The organism is Spirosoma aureum (genome assembly GCF_011604685.1).
GTDB classification, from domain to species: Bacteria; Bacteroidota; Bacteroidia; order Cytophagales; family Spirosomataceae; genus Spirosoma; species Spirosoma aureum.
The window spans coordinates 8,439,241-8,456,750 of the sequence record NZ_CP050063.1; the positions used below are offsets into that span (position 1 = coordinate 8,439,241).

General features: G+C 48.1%; 17 protein-coding genes. 8 read left to right on the forward strand and 9 right to left on the reverse strand.

Annotated features, from left to right (window positions below; genetic code table 11):
* Positions 1-66 precede the first annotated feature (66 nt).
* The gene (locus tag G8759_RS33765) at positions 67-621 is read left to right on the forward strand and encodes a hypothetical protein (protein ID WP_167217929.1); all 555 of its coding nucleotides are present in this window, start codon (positions 67-69) and stop codon (positions 619-621) included.
* A gap of 71 nt (positions 622-692) precedes the next feature.
* Here G8759_RS33765 and G8759_RS33770 read toward each other — a convergent pair whose 3' ends face one another.
* The 5 genes from G8759_RS33770 to G8759_RS33790 all read right to left on the reverse strand — a co-directional run bounded on the left by G8759_RS33770 (position 693) and on the right by G8759_RS33790 (position 6,588).
* On the reverse strand, positions 693-1,811 hold the full coding sequence (locus tag G8759_RS33770) for an NHL repeat-containing protein (protein WP_167217931.1): 1,119 nt from the start codon (positions 1,809-1,811) through the stop codon (positions 693-695).
* 105 nt (positions 1,812-1,916) lie between these two features.
* Entirely contained in the window at positions 1,917-2,534 is a 618-nt protein-coding gene (locus G8759_RS33775; protein WP_167217933.1) for a response regulator transcription factor, read from the reverse strand.
* A gap of 19 nt (positions 2,535-2,553) precedes the next feature.
* A complete protein-coding gene (locus G8759_RS33780; RefSeq protein WP_167217935.1) occupies positions 2,554-3,081 on the reverse strand; it encodes a hypothetical protein in 528 nt (175 codons plus the stop codon).
* Between the two features lie 88 nt (positions 3,082-3,169).
* On the reverse strand, positions 3,170-5,458 hold the full coding sequence (locus tag G8759_RS33785) for an ATP-binding protein (RefSeq protein ID WP_167217937.1): 2,289 nt from the start codon (positions 5,456-5,458) through the stop codon (positions 3,170-3,172).
* 374 nt (positions 5,459-5,832) lie between these two features.
* Complete coding sequence (locus G8759_RS33790) at positions 5,833-6,588, reverse strand: DUF3575 domain-containing protein (RefSeq protein ID WP_167217939.1); 756 nt, start codon at positions 6,586-6,588, stop codon at positions 5,833-5,835.
* 198 nt (positions 6,589-6,786) lie between these two features.
* Here G8759_RS33790 and G8759_RS33795 point away from each other — a divergent pair, with 198 nt between their 5' ends.
* A complete protein-coding gene (locus G8759_RS33795; protein ID WP_167217941.1) occupies positions 6,787-7,698 on the forward strand; it encodes a TIGR01777 family oxidoreductase in 912 nt (303 codons plus the stop codon).
* Between the two features lie 77 nt (positions 7,699-7,775).
* On the opposite strand, the gene G8759_RS33800 is transcribed toward G8759_RS33795, so the two are convergent.
* Positions 7,776-9,215 (reverse strand): mandelate racemase/muconate lactonizing enzyme family protein, encoded by a 1,440-nt coding sequence (locus G8759_RS33800; RefSeq protein WP_167217943.1) that lies wholly within the window; start codon positions 9,213-9,215, stop codon positions 7,776-7,778.
* A gap of 235 nt (positions 9,216-9,450) precedes the next feature.
* Between G8759_RS33800 and G8759_RS33805 the strand changes: the two genes are divergently transcribed.
* The 4 genes from G8759_RS33805 (at position 9,451) to G8759_RS33820 (ending at position 13,048) form a co-directional block, all read left to right on the forward strand.
* Positions 9,451-10,386, forward strand: a complete 936-nt coding sequence (locus G8759_RS33805) for an RraA family protein (protein ID WP_167217945.1) — start codon at positions 9,451-9,453, stop codon at positions 10,384-10,386.
* 190 nt (positions 10,387-10,576) lie between these two features.
* Positions 10,577-11,509 carry an RraA family protein gene (locus tag G8759_RS33810; protein WP_167217947.1) on the forward strand — a complete coding sequence of 311 codons (933 nt, stop codon included), beginning with the start codon at positions 10,577-10,579 and terminating at the stop codon, positions 11,507-11,509.
* Positions 11,510-11,590: 81 nt separating this feature from the next.
* Positions 11,591-12,049 (forward strand): regulatory protein RecX, encoded by a 459-nt coding sequence (locus tag G8759_RS33815; protein WP_167217949.1) that lies wholly within the window; start codon positions 11,591-11,593, stop codon positions 12,047-12,049.
* Positions 12,050-12,130: 81 nt separating this feature from the next.
* Positions 12,131-13,048: a glycosyltransferase family 2 protein gene (locus tag G8759_RS33820; RefSeq protein ID WP_167217951.1), complete on the forward strand. Its 918-nt coding sequence runs from the start codon at positions 12,131-12,133 to the stop codon at positions 13,046-13,048.
* Positions 13,049-13,071: 23 nt separating this feature from the next.
* Here G8759_RS33820 and G8759_RS33825 read toward each other — a convergent pair whose 3' ends face one another.
* The 3 genes from G8759_RS33825 to G8759_RS33835 all read right to left on the reverse strand — a co-directional run bounded on the left by G8759_RS33825 (position 13,072) and on the right by G8759_RS33835 (position 15,748).
* Positions 13,072-13,776 carry a class I SAM-dependent methyltransferase gene (locus tag G8759_RS33825; protein WP_167217953.1) on the reverse strand — a complete coding sequence of 235 codons (705 nt, stop codon included), beginning with the start codon at positions 13,774-13,776 and terminating at the stop codon, positions 13,072-13,074.
* 134 nt (positions 13,777-13,910) lie between these two features.
* Positions 13,911-14,960: a ribonucleotide-diphosphate reductase subunit beta gene (locus G8759_RS33830; RefSeq protein WP_167217955.1), complete on the reverse strand. Its 1,050-nt coding sequence runs from the start codon at positions 14,958-14,960 to the stop codon at positions 13,911-13,913.
* A 380-nt stretch (positions 14,961-15,340) separates the two neighbouring features.
* The gene (locus G8759_RS33835; RefSeq protein WP_162389364.1) at positions 15,341-15,748 is read right to left on the reverse strand and encodes an Hsp20/alpha crystallin family protein; all 408 of its coding nucleotides are present in this window, start codon (positions 15,746-15,748) and stop codon (positions 15,341-15,343) included.
* A 396-nt stretch (positions 15,749-16,144) separates the two neighbouring features.
* Between G8759_RS33835 and hemC the strand changes: the two genes are divergently transcribed.
* Both hemC and G8759_RS33845 read left to right on the forward strand, forming a co-directional pair.
* The gene (gene hemC / locus G8759_RS33840) at positions 16,145-17,071 is read left to right on the forward strand and encodes a hydroxymethylbilane synthase (RefSeq protein ID WP_167217957.1); all 927 of its coding nucleotides are present in this window, start codon (positions 16,145-16,147) and stop codon (positions 17,069-17,071) included.
* Positions 17,068-17,508 carry a GNAT family N-acetyltransferase gene (locus tag G8759_RS33845; protein ID WP_167217959.1) on the forward strand — a complete coding sequence of 147 codons (441 nt, stop codon included), beginning with the start codon at positions 17,068-17,070 and terminating at the stop codon, positions 17,506-17,508. The genes hemC and G8759_RS33845 overlap by 4 nt, the downstream gene beginning before the upstream one ends.
* Positions 17,509-17,510: the final 2 nt, after the last annotated feature.

Below are 17,510 nucleotides of genomic sequence, written 5' to 3' on the forward strand. Positions count from 1 at the left end.
AGAATGAATAGTGTAGAATAGATAATTTTGCGAATCCCTTTATCTGTTCCGTATTAGTATTCCAATATGCCTGCTCTAGACCCAGACCTGAAGAAAGCGATTGTCCGGATGCCGGGCGTTGAGAAAGATAAGCTCCTGCTTCGACTTATTGCCAAAGATGCGGTTCTGACCGAAAAACTCCAGTTTGAACTGGTCGAGCATAGCGACACCCTCGATGAGCGTCGTGATCTGATCCGACAGTTTATCAGCCGAACGGCCAATCTGAATCAGGATTCAGCGGGTTGGGTGATGATGGATATGCGGACGATCAGTGGCTATATCAGTCGGCATCTGAAGGTCACCAAAGACAAGTACGGCGAGGTGGAATTGATGTTGTATATGCTCAATACATTTTACGATCACAATGCTCATCTGCTTCAAAAGTATAACTCCCGTACGGATAAAGCCGCTGATTACATTGCCAAACGTACGGATCAGGTGCTAAAAAAAGCCAGTAAACTTGATCCCGATTACCACATTGAATTTGCCGACGAGATCAATAAACTCCTTCGTTGGGTACATTCTACAGCTCCAGCCCATTACGCCCGACAGTTGGGTTTGCCTACTGAGTGGACGGTTTAGCCACGATCAGTCAGTCTCTTAACGAGGGGATATTTTTATTGAATGATTGAGTAGCTGCTTCCCAATAAGGTTTACTGAGTAACGATTTTCCGAATGACCTGGTTGCTCAGGTCGGCTACATACAATATACCTTTGCTATCTATTGCGATGGATCGTGCATTATTAAACCGGACCGCTGTACCTGCGCCATCGACGTAGCCCGGACTACTGCCTGCAATTGTCGTGACCGTACCATCGGGCGTAACCTTCCGAATCAGATAGCTGTCGGCCGCATATAAATTACCCTGTTTATCAACCACTAAGCTGTTTATACTACTAAATGTAGCGGCCGATCCTTTACCATCGGCATTACCGTTCACCTTTGGCTGGCCTGCCAGCAAACTAACCACACCCGCCGGTGTAATTTTCCGGATACAGTCATTCGCATCACCTACATACAGATTGCCGTCGGTATCAAATGCGAGCGCATCAGGATTACTAAACTGAGCCTCACTCAACGTTCCGTTGGCATATCCTCGGGTGCCGCCCGCAAAAATGGTAAGGTTACCGTTCCGAAATAGTCGAATTGCACCACCATCAGAAATGTAAAGATCACCGTTCGGAGCGGTAGTAATTCCATAAAAACCAAGCGGGTTTCCCACACCGATTGGCACACTTGTTAACGTACTCACTATACCTGCCGGGGTAACCTGGCGAATGGATGCGCGAGTCGTACTATTTTCCGACAGCAACATATTTCCCGATGCATCCCGGCATACGTAACCTCCACCCGCCAGATAGAACGACGCACTGGCACCAGTTCCATCGGTTATACCCACGCTCCCGTTACCAGCCAGTGTTGTTACAACTCCCGCTGGCGACACAAGCCGAATGCGTGCATTATTTAAATCAACGACGTAGATATTATCAGCCTTATCACACACGAGTGCTGATGGATTTTTGAATCGGGCCGCTGAACCGGTTGCATCTACATAGCCTTCTGTGCCATTACCTGCCAGGGTCGTAACGATAGCGCCAGTGGTGGCGGTAGGCGAAGGCGGTGTTGTGCTCGTGGTCGAAGGGGGCGTAGTCGTTGTAGTGGAGGTGGGTGGCGTGGTCGTACCAGGGGAAGGGGAATCTGTTTTCCCTGAACAACCTGCCAGCAACAGACCTATTATCAGTGTAAAAATGTAGATAGAAGCGAATTTCATGGCAGTAATCAATCGTTGATTTCTCAACAAAATTCAGCTTCCCAAACCTGGCATACTATAGTTAGTTCTAACGATTTTAGGCCAGACTATACGCTTGCGGATAGCTCATGCCAGGCCTTGTTCCCGCGCAAAATTGACCAGTCCAACAGGCGTGTCGATACCGAGCTTGCGGGCAATGTTACGCCGATGGGCATTGACAGTAAACTCACTTAACGAGAGAGCATCGGCTATTTGCTTTGTTGTTAATCCGCCGACAATCTGCTGAATAATTTCAATTTCCCGTTTTGTAAGCTGGTATTTCTGCATAAAGGCGTCGGCAGGTGGCTCAACCACCACCCGTTGGAGCATTGGAAACCACGGCCGTCCCGACCAAACCTGCTGCACGGCGGTTTTAAGCGTTGGGGCATCCGTGGTTTTAAGCAGATAACCCATTGCACCGAGTGCCTGTACCTCCCGCATGCGCTGAGGCTGATTGTAGCTGGTGAAAACAATGACCTTAATGGCGGGAAAGTCCCGGCGAATCTGTTTAAGGGCCGTCAATCCATCAGTCTTAGGCATATTCAGATCCAACAGAATCATATCGACGGGATGCCGGTGGAGGTAATCCAGTAACTGATGTCCGTTATTGACAGCAGGTAACAGATCGGTATCGGGCAGATCGGCCAGGACGCTTCGAAGCCCGTCGAGCAGGAGCGGATGGTCGTCGGCAAGGAGTAGCGTCATGATTCAGATAACTTTGAGGTCAGCGTTTGCCGGGCGGTGGTGTCGTTACAGTGGTCTTGTAAATAGCGGAACGAAACCGCCCATTCGTAATACGGATACGGCTACCATTTTTATTGTGGATAGCTTCACCCATAAACGTTCCTTCAACGATTCCGGCAGCTTCGTCGAATCGCGTCACAGTCAGGGTTCCGCTACCTCCCTTACTGGGATCGGCGGAGTAGCCTTCGGTCTCAGAAATCGAGTACGCCAGTGCCAGGTATTGCGTCGGATCGATAGCAACAGCCGTGTTTAGCGTGATGGATTTAGGAAAGACCACACCAATGGCCGTAGTGGCATTATCGGCATTTTGCGCGGCTATAACGACCACCAGATTTTGACTGATCGTAGCTGCTGCGGGCGTGTTCTGACTGTTATTCACGTTTGCTATCCATTCTTTGTCGCCAATGGTTGCCGACACGTAAAATTCAGGCTCTGGTGCAGGCGAGGATTTGCTACATCCTGTCAGTAACCCAATACTAAACAGGATCAGATGAAAGCTGGTTTTCATAGCCTTTGCGACACAGATTGAAAGTTATTGAAGTCTGTGTCGAACAAAGTTCCTGCCTGCATCTTTTGCCTGAAATAGTTACCGCTAACTAATTCACCGACTGAGCAGAGCGATCTGCCTCTCTGCCATTTTCAGGCAGTTCGAGGTCATCAATAACGACCAGCGTACCCCCATCCGATTTACGCTGCACATCCATCTGACCGTGGCGCATGGCGACTTTGGCCCGGATCGTCTGCAAGCCCTGCCCATCGCCCCCGGTGTTAGTCGTTATGCCCACGCCATTATCTTCCACCAGAATGGTTACGTGCCGATCATGTTCAATAACCTCAACGGTAGCTTCTGTAGCCTGAGCGTGTCGAATCACGTTATGAACCAATTCCTGTACAATTCGATAGAGATCGCTTAGAAATGGCAACGGCAAGGCCTTGTCAAATCCCACCACGATAGTATGAAGCTGAACTTTCCCCGACATATTGACACTTTCGGCCAACTCCTCGATAGCGTACCTAAAACCATGTTGTTCAATAAGTTGCGGAGTCAGTCGATGACTAATACCACGTACGGTACTATTGATGGACGTTAGCACATCCTGCGCTTTACGGAGTTTTGGAGTAGTTGATGCATCTGGTGCCACCGTTTCCAGCGCCGACGATACATTGAGCAACACAACTGCCAGTAATGGATTCACTTCGTTGTGTAACTGGTCGGCAATGGTCAGTCGCTCGTTCTCCTCGGCTTTTATAATGCCTTGCATTAAGTCAATATGACGCTGTTTTTCGAGCTGTTCCAATTGGCTTTGTTGCAGGGCCTCGCGCTGCCGGGACCGAATCTGCCGGTTTCGAACATACAATGCCAATAAACCAATGGTCAGAACAGCCAGTGTAATAATGGCTCCGTAAAATAGTCGCTCACGACGCAATTGCCGGGTTCGGGCTTCATTTTCAGCATTCAGCCGATCGATCTGTTGCTCCTTGTCCCGAATTCTTACGCGAGCCAGAATCTGCTGTACTGCCCGATACTGGTTTAGGCTCGTTAGTGAGTCACGAATGGCATGGTAGGTATCGAGCGCCTGTCCATAACGGACGTAATTACCCTGCGCTTTGTTGAGTTCGGCCAACGACTGGTAATAGTATAAGCTAATGGCCGAATACTGATTCGTTGTAGCGGCAGTTGTCAAAGGAGCCAGCATTTGCCGGGCTTTGTCATAATGGCCGGTTCGGAGTAAAGCACGTACATAATGAAGCTCGAGAGGAATTCGCGAGAACGAAACCGAAGTCAATCCCTTTGTAAGCGATTGTTTATAGTAATCAGCGGCTTTCGCCAATTGCCCATCCTGTTCAGCCAACAAGCCGGCCGCCAGAAAATAACCGGAATAGGGAATTTGGGCCTCCGCTCCGCCAAACTGCCGACGACTCGAATCAACGAAGACGCTGGCCTGCTTTATCTGACCCTGATAAACCCGGATAATGGCCATTTCGGCGTTGAAATAAGGCACCATTGGCGCCTTAGGATTGGGTCGAACAAGTTCGTCATAAACCATATCGGCAAACTTCCCGGCATTCTCGTAATCCGTTAGCAACAGATTTAATTGAGCAAGTTTGAAAAGAACAGTCGGACGAGGGCTGCGGAAATAGACTGTTGTACGTTCATAAAAGCGGGGGTTCCGGGCAAGACTGTTGTCTTTGGCGAGTTCGAGCAGGCTGTCGAACGCCATAACCTGTTGCTGTGGATTAGTCAGGTAATACGAAGCCAGACTGTGACGAGCCATGAAAAGCGCGTTTTTATCAGGTAGGTCTGCTGACAGCCGGATCGCTTCTTCGAAATCGGCCCGCATGGCCTCACGTTGGTCCGACCAGATACGCGAAGCCCCCCGGAAGTCGCGCAAAAGGGCTAATGTTTCGCGGTCATTGGCAGACCGGGCAGCCTGTTCGCCGAGCGTTAAATAGTGGGCCAGCGAATCGGGCTTACCCCAGTCATAATAAAGCTGAACGGTGTAGGTCAGAGCATGGCAGTATAATAACGGAATACCCCGGGCATTCTGGCGAGCCTGCCGAAACAGAGGTTCGGCCTCGTCGTAGTGATTCAGCGATTCTTTAGCTTTTCCCCAATTGATAAGCAGGATATGAATCCAGCGTCGATTGACGCTCTTTTGTATTTTCGACACATACTGAGCCAACCATTCATAAGCCAATGGTAAGTTCGTTTGCCCTACATCCTGAATCAGGTCGCAGGTTTTCCGAAAGGTCTGTTCAGTAATCGGTTGCCGCTGAAGTTGCGTCCAGGCGGCATGCGCTTCGGCGTCAGTATATGTACGAGCCCAGGCGCTGATACCCGTTAGCCACCAGATTCCAATTCCGATAAGTAGCCAACCTTTCATATAGCCTTCCGCACAAAAACAAACCCACCTCCTACCTCAACATAGAGGGAGACGTACCTACAGGACTTTCGTGGAGAGCCGGGCCACCGCAGCCGCGGACGGTGGTTACTACTGATTAGCAAACAAACCGTGGCCCGGCTCTCCACGAAAGTCCTATCCGATTGAGATATCCACAAAAATAACCCTGTTATAATGCGAACAAAAAGGAGTTATTTTCCGGCATAGTATGCAGTAAAAACTTAAAATTCAGATACTTAACTGATAGCAATGAATACTAACCGATCAATACTAGCGATTTGCAAATCGAGTCCCTTAAATCGATCGTTTATGAAATTCCCAAACTTTTGATCGGCTATTTATGGTTTTTAATCAAATCAAAAACTGTAAGCCAGCGCCAATCCAAAGGCGCGAACACCATAATAAGGGCCCTGCAACTGAGCCAGAATAGTCGGTAAATTCAGGGTGGCTTTAACTGTATAAAGTGGCAGATCTGTACTTTCAATATCGTTCTTCAGTTTTACGATATCAGCGGGTTTTAAACTTGGCCAAAGTAGATCCTCCCCCGTAAAATTGGCCGTAATTTTTGTTCCGTAAAAAGGTCCTAACAGCCACAAATCGAGCCCTACCCGTTTACCAAACATCCATTGATAGCCCAATAACAGACCCGCCCCACCTGCACTGAATCCGGCATCAAGATGAGCATGGTGTAGAATACCATCACTGGGTGTGTAGGTATAATCCTGACTGATATCCATGTTAATGTAGCGAACAAAAGGCGCTATGTACCAACCCGTTGGCGCGTGACCCGCCATATAGAACCGATACTCCAGTGTTGCGATTCGTTTCGTAAAGAGCGTATTGTCGATAGCCCTTTTGGCATCATCATTCCCACCATACTGATCCAGAAGTGCCTGTTTGAAAGGAAGCGGGGCATTGGGTGATAAACTGGCCGACAACGTGATGGAGCTCCGTCGGGAAAGTAATCGCTCATACTGGACGGTATAACTCTTTATGGCCACACCCGACAGGTTGACTTTTACAACGGATCGATTCGTTAACAGTTGTGCCTGCCCGATAGACATACCAACTAGTAACGTACAGAGGATAAGACAAATACCTTGCTTTTTCATTTCGTCCAGTCTGAATAGTGTTTTTGATCAGACCAAAATTGACGATAAGCCCTTCCGGCGACAATAGTTACACCTAACTATCTTGATGGCCCGAAAATGGGTGGTAACCGTTTATCGAATTCAATTACCCGTTTGCAGGTATTCAAAACCCCAGCCGCTCTCAGTGGGTTATACCTTCACCAACCCATTCTATTACTCATGAGTAAAACCGTTCTGATAACTGGCGGCACTGGTACCATTGGCCGTCATTTAACCCAATTACTTCGTCAACAAGGTTTTCAGGTTTCACTGCTTAGTCGGGAAAGCAAGCCCGTATCGGGCGTGACAGTCTATCAGTGGGATATTGAGAAAGGCCATATCGACCCGAAAGCAATTCAAACTGCCGATCATATTATTCATCTCGCCGGAGCGGGCATCGCCGACGAGCGCTGGACCGATGCTCGTAAAGATAAAATCCTGACCAGCCGTACTCAATCCACTGAACTTTTGGCGCAGGCGCTCGCGAAGAATCCACATAAAGTAAAATCATTCATTGGATCATCAGGTATTGGTTTTTACGGTAGCGACACCGCCGATCGGCCATTAACCGAAACCAGCCAGGGCGGGTCCGATTTTCTGGCTCAGGTAGTACGAGCCTGGGAACGTTCGGAGGATCTGGTAGCCGCACTTGGTATTCGAACCGTCAAGCTACGCACGGGTGTCGTATTGACGATGGATGGCGGGGCATTACCTAAATTAGCGCAACCCGTTCGGCTGGGAGCTGGCGCTCCTATCGGATCGGGTCAGCAATATATTTCGTGGATTCATATCGACGACCTCTGCCGGATGTACCTTCAAGCGATAACCGACGAATCGTGGCAGGGTGTTTATAATGCGGTAGCTCCCAATCCCGCTACGAACGAATCGCTGACAAAAGCCATTGCCAGCGTGTTGCACCGCCCACTGATCCTGCCCAACATCCCGGGTTTCGTTATTAAGATGATGTACGGTGAACTGGCGATTGCTGTCACAGGAGGAAATTATGTTCTGAACAAGCGTATCGCCGATGAAACGACGTTCGCCTATCATTACACCGATTTAACGAATGCGCTTAAGAATCTTTTACAGTAAGCTGGTTGTAGTGAGCAGTCTTCAGCTGGCAGTTGGCGATGCCTCACGGCTTGCTGAAGACTGCTCACTACAAACCCCTAACTCCACTCCCGATCGGCCGAGTCACGCGTGTTCCACACATCGGTCGGGGCAAACCAGGTACCTCCTTTTTTCAGGAACTTCTTGGCCACTTCTTCATTCAATTCAACCCCCAGACCTGGTTTTTCGGGCACCCGAACAAAGCCTTTCTCGACGATTGGCTTCATGCCTGTGATCAGGTCTTCCCAACCCGCCACGTCGACACCGTGGTGTTCCAGCGCCACAAAATTCTCCGTAGCTGCCGCACAATGCACATTGGCCATCATCGAAATCGGCGAACCGGCAAAGTGCATCGCCATCGGTATGCCTTTTTCTTCGGCATAATCCCCGATTTTCTTGGTTTCCAGCAAACCGCCCGATGATGCCAGATCCGGATGGATCATGTCAATGGCTTTGGCGTCGATGAGTTTGATAAAGCCTTCTTTCAGGTAAATATCTTCGCCCGTCAGCGTGGGTGTATCGATCGCATCCGAAATCTGTTTCCATTGGTCGGTGTAGAACCAGGGGACAAGGTCTTCGAGCCAGGCCAGCCGGAAAGGCTCCATCGCTTTACCGATCTGGATGGCTGTATTCACGTCGAAATGGCCGAAGTGATCGGCAGCCAGCGGGGTGTCATACCCGACAATCTCGCGTACTTTGCCAACGTGCTCCACCAACCTGTCTAAGCCTTTTTTGGTGACCTGAATACGGGTGAACGGGTGCTTTGTATTAGCATAGTTCCCCAGTTTACCAGGCTCCGAGTCATTCCATTGTCTTTTTACACTCCAGTTATTGGCATTGACCAGCATGCCCGGCTGATCGGCCAGCATCCCGATACCAAAGTCCATTTTCAGGAACGTATAACCCTGATCCCGGCGTTTCTTCATGTTCTCGGCAAAGCCTTCATAGGTATCAGCTTCGGGCGTATCAGCGTATAACCGGATAAAATCGCGGTATTTACCGCCCAGCAGTTGATAAGCCGGTACGTTGTAGGCTTTACCGGCCAGATCCCAAAGGGCCATTTCAACTCCGCAGACCCCACCGGCCGCCCGGCTCTGACCGCCAAACTGCTTGATCTGTTTAAAGATCTGCTCTACGTTGCAGGGATTTTTACCAAGCAGCCGGCTTTTAAGCATCAGGGCATAGTTGGCGCTGGCTCCGTCGCGAACTTCTCCCCAACCTACAAGTCCCTGATTGGTATCGATGCGAATGATGGGGCTGCTGAAGGGCACACCATTCAGGATCGCTACGCGCATATCGGTAATTTTCAGCTCCGATGGTTTAGCGAAACGACTTACCTTCTGCGTGATAAACTCCATCTCTTGTTCGGCCGCATAAGGCCCAGGCTGTTTATCGAACATGAGACCAAGCGACAAGCCACCCAGACTGGCATTACGCAGGAAATCACGGCGGTCAGATGATTTGTCGGATAATGACAATCGAGATAAAATGTTTTTCATGATAAAGGTTATCGGGTTTATAGGTAATTATTTATAAAATGTATCAATGCCAGTATTTTACTTATCTGGTTGCCTTTTTGATGATGATTGCCTTAACAAATTAACTCCACTCGCCAATTCGATTATAACTTCTCAGTTGGCAGTGGGGCTCCAGTTGTTCTAAGGCTAAAAATGCTTTCAAATGTTTGCCATGCATATCATTAATTCTACTAATCCTTCAACGCCACTTAAAGCAATGATAAAAAGGACATTACTGGCACTGACACTTTGTATTTGGGGCGGTTTTATGGCGCAGGCCCAACGGGTAGGTTCTTCTCCGGAGTATGTTAAAGCATTAACCGCCGATTGGAAAGGAGAGCGGTTTCCGGATGGCCGTCCGAAAATACCTGATCTGGTTCTGGAGCGGTTACAGAATTGTACGCTGGAGCAAATCTGGGGCTATCTAGGAAAAAAAGGCTATCGGAATCAGGTCGAAAAAAACTGGGTTATTCTCAAGCCGGGTGAGACGATGACCGGTCGTGCTGTGACCGCTCAATTCATGCCTACACGACCCGATCTCGACAGTTTGGTGAGAGCGCAGGGAAAGGCCGAAGGCCGATCTCAAAAAGGAGGGATCAATATCTGGCCAATTGATATATTAACCAAAGGCGATATTTATGTAGCTGATGGCTATGGAAAGATCAAAGATGGTACGCTAATCGGGTCAAGTTTAGGGAATGCGATCTACGGAAAAACGGGCAAGGGTGTCATCTTTTACGGGTCGGTTCGCGATATGCAGGAACTGAAAGACACGAAAGGGTTTAACGCCTGGGTAAAAGGACATGATCCATCTTATATTAAAGATATGACACCAACGTCAATCAATGCGCCGATTCGTATTGGTGAGGTTACCGTAATACCCGGTGATGCTGTCTTTGCGAATGAATATGGAACCGTATTCATTCCAGCGCACCTCGTCGAAGGATTGGTATCGGCGTCTGAAATGACCGCCCTGCGCGACGAGTTCGAACGCGTACTACTTCAGCAGGGCAAATATCCATCCGGTGAAATCCACGGCGACTGGTCCGATAAAATCAAAGGTGAGTTCAGAGCCTGGGTCGGCAAGTATCCGAAGAAACTGGCAATCACTGAAAAAGATATCGAATCCTATCTGGCAAAAGAAGGCCATTGAGTCAGTCTGCTCTGAGCAGTGAGGAATCGATGGGACAGAAGTAAACAGTGTTTACAGAAATCTCTGCCGATAGCAAACCGAAAACTGCTGGCTCAAAATTGCTTACGTAATAGGCCTTAGGGCCTATTATTTTTTAGTGAGGAAATTTATAAATCCTGATTTTTGCATTGTCATAAATAAAACCAGACTAATGAAATCCAGTCTTGCCCTCTTCTTTTCTATTATTGCTCTCCTTTGCGTTGAAAGCGCTTCATACGCTCAAACAATCCCCAAAGATGAATTGGTATTTTTAACCTCAGAATGGCAGGGTGAGCGCTTTCCCGATGGCCGGCCTAAGATTCCGGATGCGTTATTGGAACGAGCTAAAACCATAGGACTCGATGATGCCTGGACCGTTTTAAAAAATGAAGGGTATACAAACCAATATGAAGGCAACTGGAAACTGATAAAGGATGATGTGCCGGTAATTGGTCGTGCTGTTACGGCCATGTTTATGCCGAGTCGACCGGATATTGAGAAAAATATTAAAGAACGGGGCTTTACCAAACAAGGCCGAAAAGGCAATACAAACACCTGGCCAATAGAAACGCTTACCAAAGGCGACGTGTATGTAGCTGATGCTTTTGGTAAAATTGGTGGCGGAACGCTCATGGGGGCTACCCTGGGAAATGCCATTTTTAGTAAAACCGGCAACGGAGTCATTTTTAACGGGGCCGCCAGAGATCTTCAGGAATTGCAGAATATCAAAGGCTTTAATGCCTTTGTGCGTGATTTTCATCCTTCTTTTCTGGAAGAAATGGTGCTTATGGGCCTTAATACGCCGATTCGCATCGGTAGCACCATGGTCTTACCCGGCGACCTCGTAATCGCTCAACGGGAAGGCGTTCTTTTTGTTCCGGCCCACATGGCCGAACAGGTGATCAGTACCTGCGAATTTGTTACCCGCAAAGACCAGTTTGGCTTTGAAATGGTAAAGTCAGGCCGCTACACTACTGGTCAGATCGATAGCCAGTGGACAGATGATATTAAAACTAATTTCCTCAAGTGGCTCAGTCAACATCCCGAACTGGGCAGCATGACGCGGCCCGAGCTGGATAAAATGATGAGCAAAAGAACATGGTAAGTCAGGTCTTTATGCAATCAGATATCTGATTGCATAAAGACCTGATCCGAACCTCTCCCCCAGTCTCCGTGTTTTTACTATATGACCGATTATCTGAAAGATGCCCTTCGCAAAGCGGCCATGTTTTGCGCCTATCAGGAACGAACACAGCAGGAAGTACGCGACCGATTGAAGGAATGGGGCGTTTTAGGCGACGATGCCGAAGAGGTCATTGCCGAGCTGATTCAACAGAATTACCTGAATGAAGAACGGTTTGCCAAAAGTTTCGCCGGGGGCAAGTTTCGGGTAAAAGGCTGGGGTAAACGAAAAATCAAACAGCACCTTCAGCAACGGGGAATTTCGGGTTACAACCTCGAAGAGGCTATGAAAGAAATTGCTCCGGATGACTATAGAACCGCCCTCGCTGAACTGCTGGACAAGAAACGCCGAAGCATTCGCGACGACAACCCACTGATTGTCAAGCAAAAACTTGTCCGTTATGCCCTGAGCAAAGGCTATGAGTCAGATTTGGTCTGGCAAGTATTGGGGGCAGATGAGTAAGCCGACAAGAATGATATCTGTTTTGTTTTCTGAGCCAAAATACTGGTTCTTTGCGATTTGGCCAGCCATCTATCATGGGTAATGAATCAGCGTATCGTCTCGATTATTCTTCTTAATTACAACTCTCATCAGTTTACATTTGACTGCGTCGATTCAATTAATGAAAAAACGCAGGACGTTGATTATGAAATCATTGTCGTCGACAACAACTCGTCCCCCGACAATTACACGGCCCTGGAACCCGTTGCCAGCCGCCCAAACGTTCGCCTGATCCGCAGTCGAATCAATCTCGGTTTCTCGGGTGGAAATATGCTGGGCATTCAGTTTGCTGACCCCAGAGTGGACTACTACTATTTTTTAAACAACGACTGCCTGCTCCGGACGAACGTGTGCAGTCAGCTAGCTGCGTTTATGGACGCCACACCTGATGCGGGTGTGTGTGGGGCACAGATGTTTGCAGGGGACGGATCGCGTCAGGCAACATTTGGTTATTTACCGACGCTGGGCAGCAAAATTCTTGGCCATAGTTTTGTCCGGATGCTCAATCCGGCTCTCTATCCTCCCATCCGGCATATTTACACTGAACCGCAGCGTGTTCCGTTCATTATGGGTAGCACACTCTTCGTCAGAGCATCGGCTTTCCATACGATCGGCGGCTTCGACGTCGCTCATTTTCTCTACGTCGAAGAAGAAGATCTGGCTAAGCGATTGTTAATGAATGGATTTTATGCGTATCTGATTCCGCAGGCGGAGTATGTCCATTTTACGGGACAAAGTACAAACCCCAGCTACGACGTCGAAAAAGAATACTACATTTCGCTCTTTTATTACTTCCGGAAATACCACTCCTGGACCGAACGAGCTTTATTCAGGGCTTATTATTTCATCAAAAACGGTCGCAAATTCCGCCGTAACTGGATATACGCCCGACTGGCCGGGTTCATCTGGCGCGGCAGCCCAATGCGTGAAAGTTTGCGATACCGTCAGGTTATTCGGTAAGGAATCGACAACGATCGGCGTATTTATTTTTGAAGACCGAAATAGTCGTAGAAAAAGCTGGCTGGCTTTAAATCAAGCCATTTATTTCGATTTTTAACCAGACTATCGTACGTTAATGCATTAATATCCGCGGGCGCAAAGACCGGTGCAGGCTCCAGAGCTACAGACGGCGGCCCTGCGTCTCCAGCCTGTTTTCGGGTAACAATACCCAGACCCTGATCGCAATCAAGAACGAACACATTTAGATCGGGGCGCTGGCTTCGCAGGTGAATGACCGTCTTCCAGACATCGCCGTTCCATTCGCCGGTTTCCCAATCCTCAAAACGCCCCGCTGCCCCCTGCGTCTGTGGATTGCAGTCGTGCATAATGATAACGCCTTCGTTTCCCATGTAGTTGAGCGTGTTTTCTACATCACGCAGGGCAAACTGATATTCGTGCATGCCATCGACCAAAGCCAACTGAATTTTTTTCTGAGAAAAAACGCTGGGGGCGTCCTGCGCAAAGAAATCATCGCTGGTTTTCTCGAAATACTGATTGGTCAGGTTATACGGATTGATCAGCGTTTTGCCGATCCGGCGGCTGGTATCAAACATAAAATTCGGATCCACAGCGACTTTAAACGAACTCTTGATCCGGAAAAAAATATGCCCGTTTTCAACACCAATTTCAAGGTAGTTTTTTAAGTCTTTCTGGCGCATCAAGGCCTGAATAACATCTAATCGATTCATAAACAAGGGATAAGTAACAAGTCGGATAAACCCCTAAAATAGAAAGTCCCGCTATAATCATCAATTATAGCGGGACTTTCTATCTAACGAAGCGATTATTTATAGTCTATAACGGATCGTATCGCTTTATGTATCTAAAAATCGGCATCGAATGTAATTCCTTTAGGTTCTTCGATAACAGCCACTGGTGTCGGATTTCCGGAATCCTGCGATTGGGTAGCACTGGCTTTGGCCGCTTTAAATTTGGCCATTACTTCACCCCGCTGGTATTCGCCAACTCGCTTTTCGAAGAAGTTCGTTTTACCCTGTAATGAAATCATGTCCATGAAATCGAATGGGTTCGATACGTCATAGAGTTTACGCAAGCCCAGTGTAACCAGCAGGTGATCGGCAACGAAAGCAATGTATTGCTTCATCAGATCGGCATTCATTCCAATTAGTGACACGGGCAAAGCATCAACAACAAACTCCTGCTCGATTTCAACGGCATTGCGGATAATGTCGTAAATCTGCGATTCAGGCAGTTTATGCTGGATATGATCGGTATAGAGCAAACACGCAAAATCGCGGTGTAGTCCTTCATCGCGGGAAATCAACTCGTTTGAGAAAGTTAAGCCGGGCATCAGGCCACGCTTTTTGAGCCAGTAGATCGAGCAGAACGACCCCGAGAAGAAAATACCTTCAACCGCTGCGAAAGCAATCAGTCGCTCGGCAAAGCTCCCGTTATCAATCCATCGCAACGCCCATTCAGCTTTTTTCTGAACGCATGGAATGGTGTCAATGGCATTCAACAGGCGGTCTTTTTCGGCCGCATCTTTAATGTAGGTGTCAATCAGCAACGAATACGTTTCGGAGTGGATGTTCTCCATCATGACCTGAAAGCCATAAAAACATTTAGCTTCGGCATATTGTACCTCCGACAAAAAATTAACGGCGAGGTTTTCGTTTACGATTCCATCGGAAGCAGCAAAAAACGCCAGAACGTGCGAAATGAAATGTCGTTCGCCATCGTTCAGACTGTTCCAGTCTTTCATGTCCTGGCCAAGATCAATTTCTTCGGCTGTCCAGAACGATGCCTGGTGGGTTTTATAGTATTCCCAAATATCCCAGTGTTCAATCGGGAACAGCACAAATCGGCCTTTGTCTTCCTGTAAAATCGGTTCGATTACATCGTTTTGTACCATAATGGGCTTGCAGTTTATATGATTTTTACCAGTCGGGCAGAACTGGCTTATGAAGAAACCAATTGACTATATCGTTCCAACAAAATTAACCGTTTGGGGCACTTCTGCAAGCCAGTTTATCCAATGATTATAAGTCTGATAAATGATGGTTTTTGGTAAACAGAACGCAATCAGCACGTTGGGCAAATAACGGTTGAGTAAGTTCTTGAAATAGTTCTACTAAAATCTGTATCCCTGATTTTCAATGAATTGGCGGGCATCTGTGTGCTACCAGACTGAAACTGAACGACAAAAAAAAGGTCACTTCCGTAGAAGCGACCCGCATTCTGATCTATAGGCTACAGGGCCGCTCAGAGCCCCGGACAGGAAAAAAAGGCACTTTAAAATAAGTCTTTGATATCAATCCGGCGGTGAAGATGTTCTTCGTCTTTAAAGGGTAACATCACCATAACCTGACCGTGTTCGTGAACGGCTTCGATCTGATCGGCATTTACAAACGATGGAATGTCAAGAACCCGCAAAAACATAGGCACTGCCAGTCGCTGGCTGTTACCTTCTTCGTCCTTCCGAGTCGATGTACTAACCAACAGGGTATATAAAACAAGTTTACTTCCTTCGATCAATACATTAAACGAATTTGCACTGACCCCCGGAGCTGACAATTTTATAATAAGCCGTTCGTCCTCACGCTCAACTTTCATCGTCGTTTGGCTCGAACCACCGTAGAGGGTATTGAGCAAATCGACCTGACCGCCCGTTCCCTGAAATACATTCTCTATCGCTTTCATAGGAGTTGCTATTTACTGTCCAAGTACTGATTTATAGACAAACCTCGTGCCTAAGGGTTTAATCACCTTTATTTATGCCAGGCTGTCAGCATGGATAGTTTGTTTTCGGGCCAATTAATGCCGTTTTGACGTGATGAAGCTACATTATCGCACTTTTATGCCATATCGGCCAGTTTAGCAAAGTGGGGAATTATGGTCGTATCGGTTGGGGCATTTTGTGGTTTCTCTTCCACAAAACACGATAATGTATTTACCCACAGAAAGAGCCTGTTTTGGTGGCGTCTAAGCCGTACCTTTGCAGAAATTACGTTTTCTGTTTTCAATTAATCAGTTTTTAACTGTGGTTCCTGCGGGAACTGACACCTCAAACCTGATCAACTGAAAACTCCTGTACTCATGCATATTCGAATTGGAACGCGCAGCAGCCGCCTGGCGGTGTGGCAGGCCGAACACATACAAACGCTATTGCAAGCCGGTGGATTAACCTCCGAACTAGTACTTATCGACACGAAGGGCGATCAGGTTCTGGACCGCTCTTTATCAAAAATTGGGAGCAAGGGCGTTTTCACCCAGGAGCTGGAAGACCAACTTCGGCTTGGCTCCATCGACATTGCGGTTCATAGTGCCAAAGATCTGCCATCGAGCTTGCCCGAAGGATTAGGAATTATTGCCTTTACGGAGCGGGAGTTGGTCAATGACGTATTAGTTAGCCGGGATAAAAGCCTGTCGCTCACCAATAGTCGTGAATTTACTATTGGTACTTCATCAACACGCCGGGTAGCGATGCTAAAACACTTCAGCCCGCACGTTACCACTGTCGATATGCGCGGGAATCTCCAGACCCGGCTGCGTAAACTCGACGAGGGTCAGTGCGACGCCTTGCTACTGGCCTATGCGGGCGTTCACCGGATGGGTTACGATGAGTTCATTGTTGAACACCTGCCCATCGCTGACTTTACGCCCGCCGTCGGCCAGGGCACCATTGCTATCGAAGCAGCCGAAACACTGGATATAGAAAAAGTCAATGCCATTCGTCAGTTAACTAATCATACGCTAACCGAAGCCTGCTTACTGGCAGAACGTGCCTTTTTAGCGCGTCTGGAAGGTGGTTGCAGTATTCCATCATTTGCACTGGCTCAGTGGACCGATGAACAAACCATTCGCTTAACGGGGGGTCTGGTTAGTCTTGATGGCAGCCAACTCCTTCGCGAAAACTTTACCGGTACACCAGACGAAGCACCACAACTAGGTCACGAACTGGCCGAAAGCCTACTGGCCCGTGGCGGTGATATATTACTGGCCGATATTCGTTCACAGCTATGACCCCAACGATTGCCTCCTCAGATGCCGAGATCCGGCGTTGTCTGCCGGCCATTCTGGCCCTGCGTTCACACCTGACAGCCGATCAGGCTTTTGACCAAATCCAATTGCAGCAGGAAAATGACCGGTTTGTGCTGGCCTTCATCGATGAAGGCGACGCGTCGAAACCGGCCCCCGCCGTAGTTGGCTATCGGTATATGAATCTTCTCTATAGTGGTAAAACGCTCTATATTGATGATCTATCCACGCTTCCCGAAGCGCGTGGCAAGGGTTATGCCAGTCTGTTGATTGATTTTGTCATTGAGCAGGCCAGGCAATCGGGTTGCCAGTGCGTCTCGTTAGACTCGGGTCAGAATCCCGCCCGCTACGACGCGCACCGGCTTTATCTGAACAAGCGCTTTAATATTGCCAGTCACCATTTCAAGCTGGATTTGCAATAACA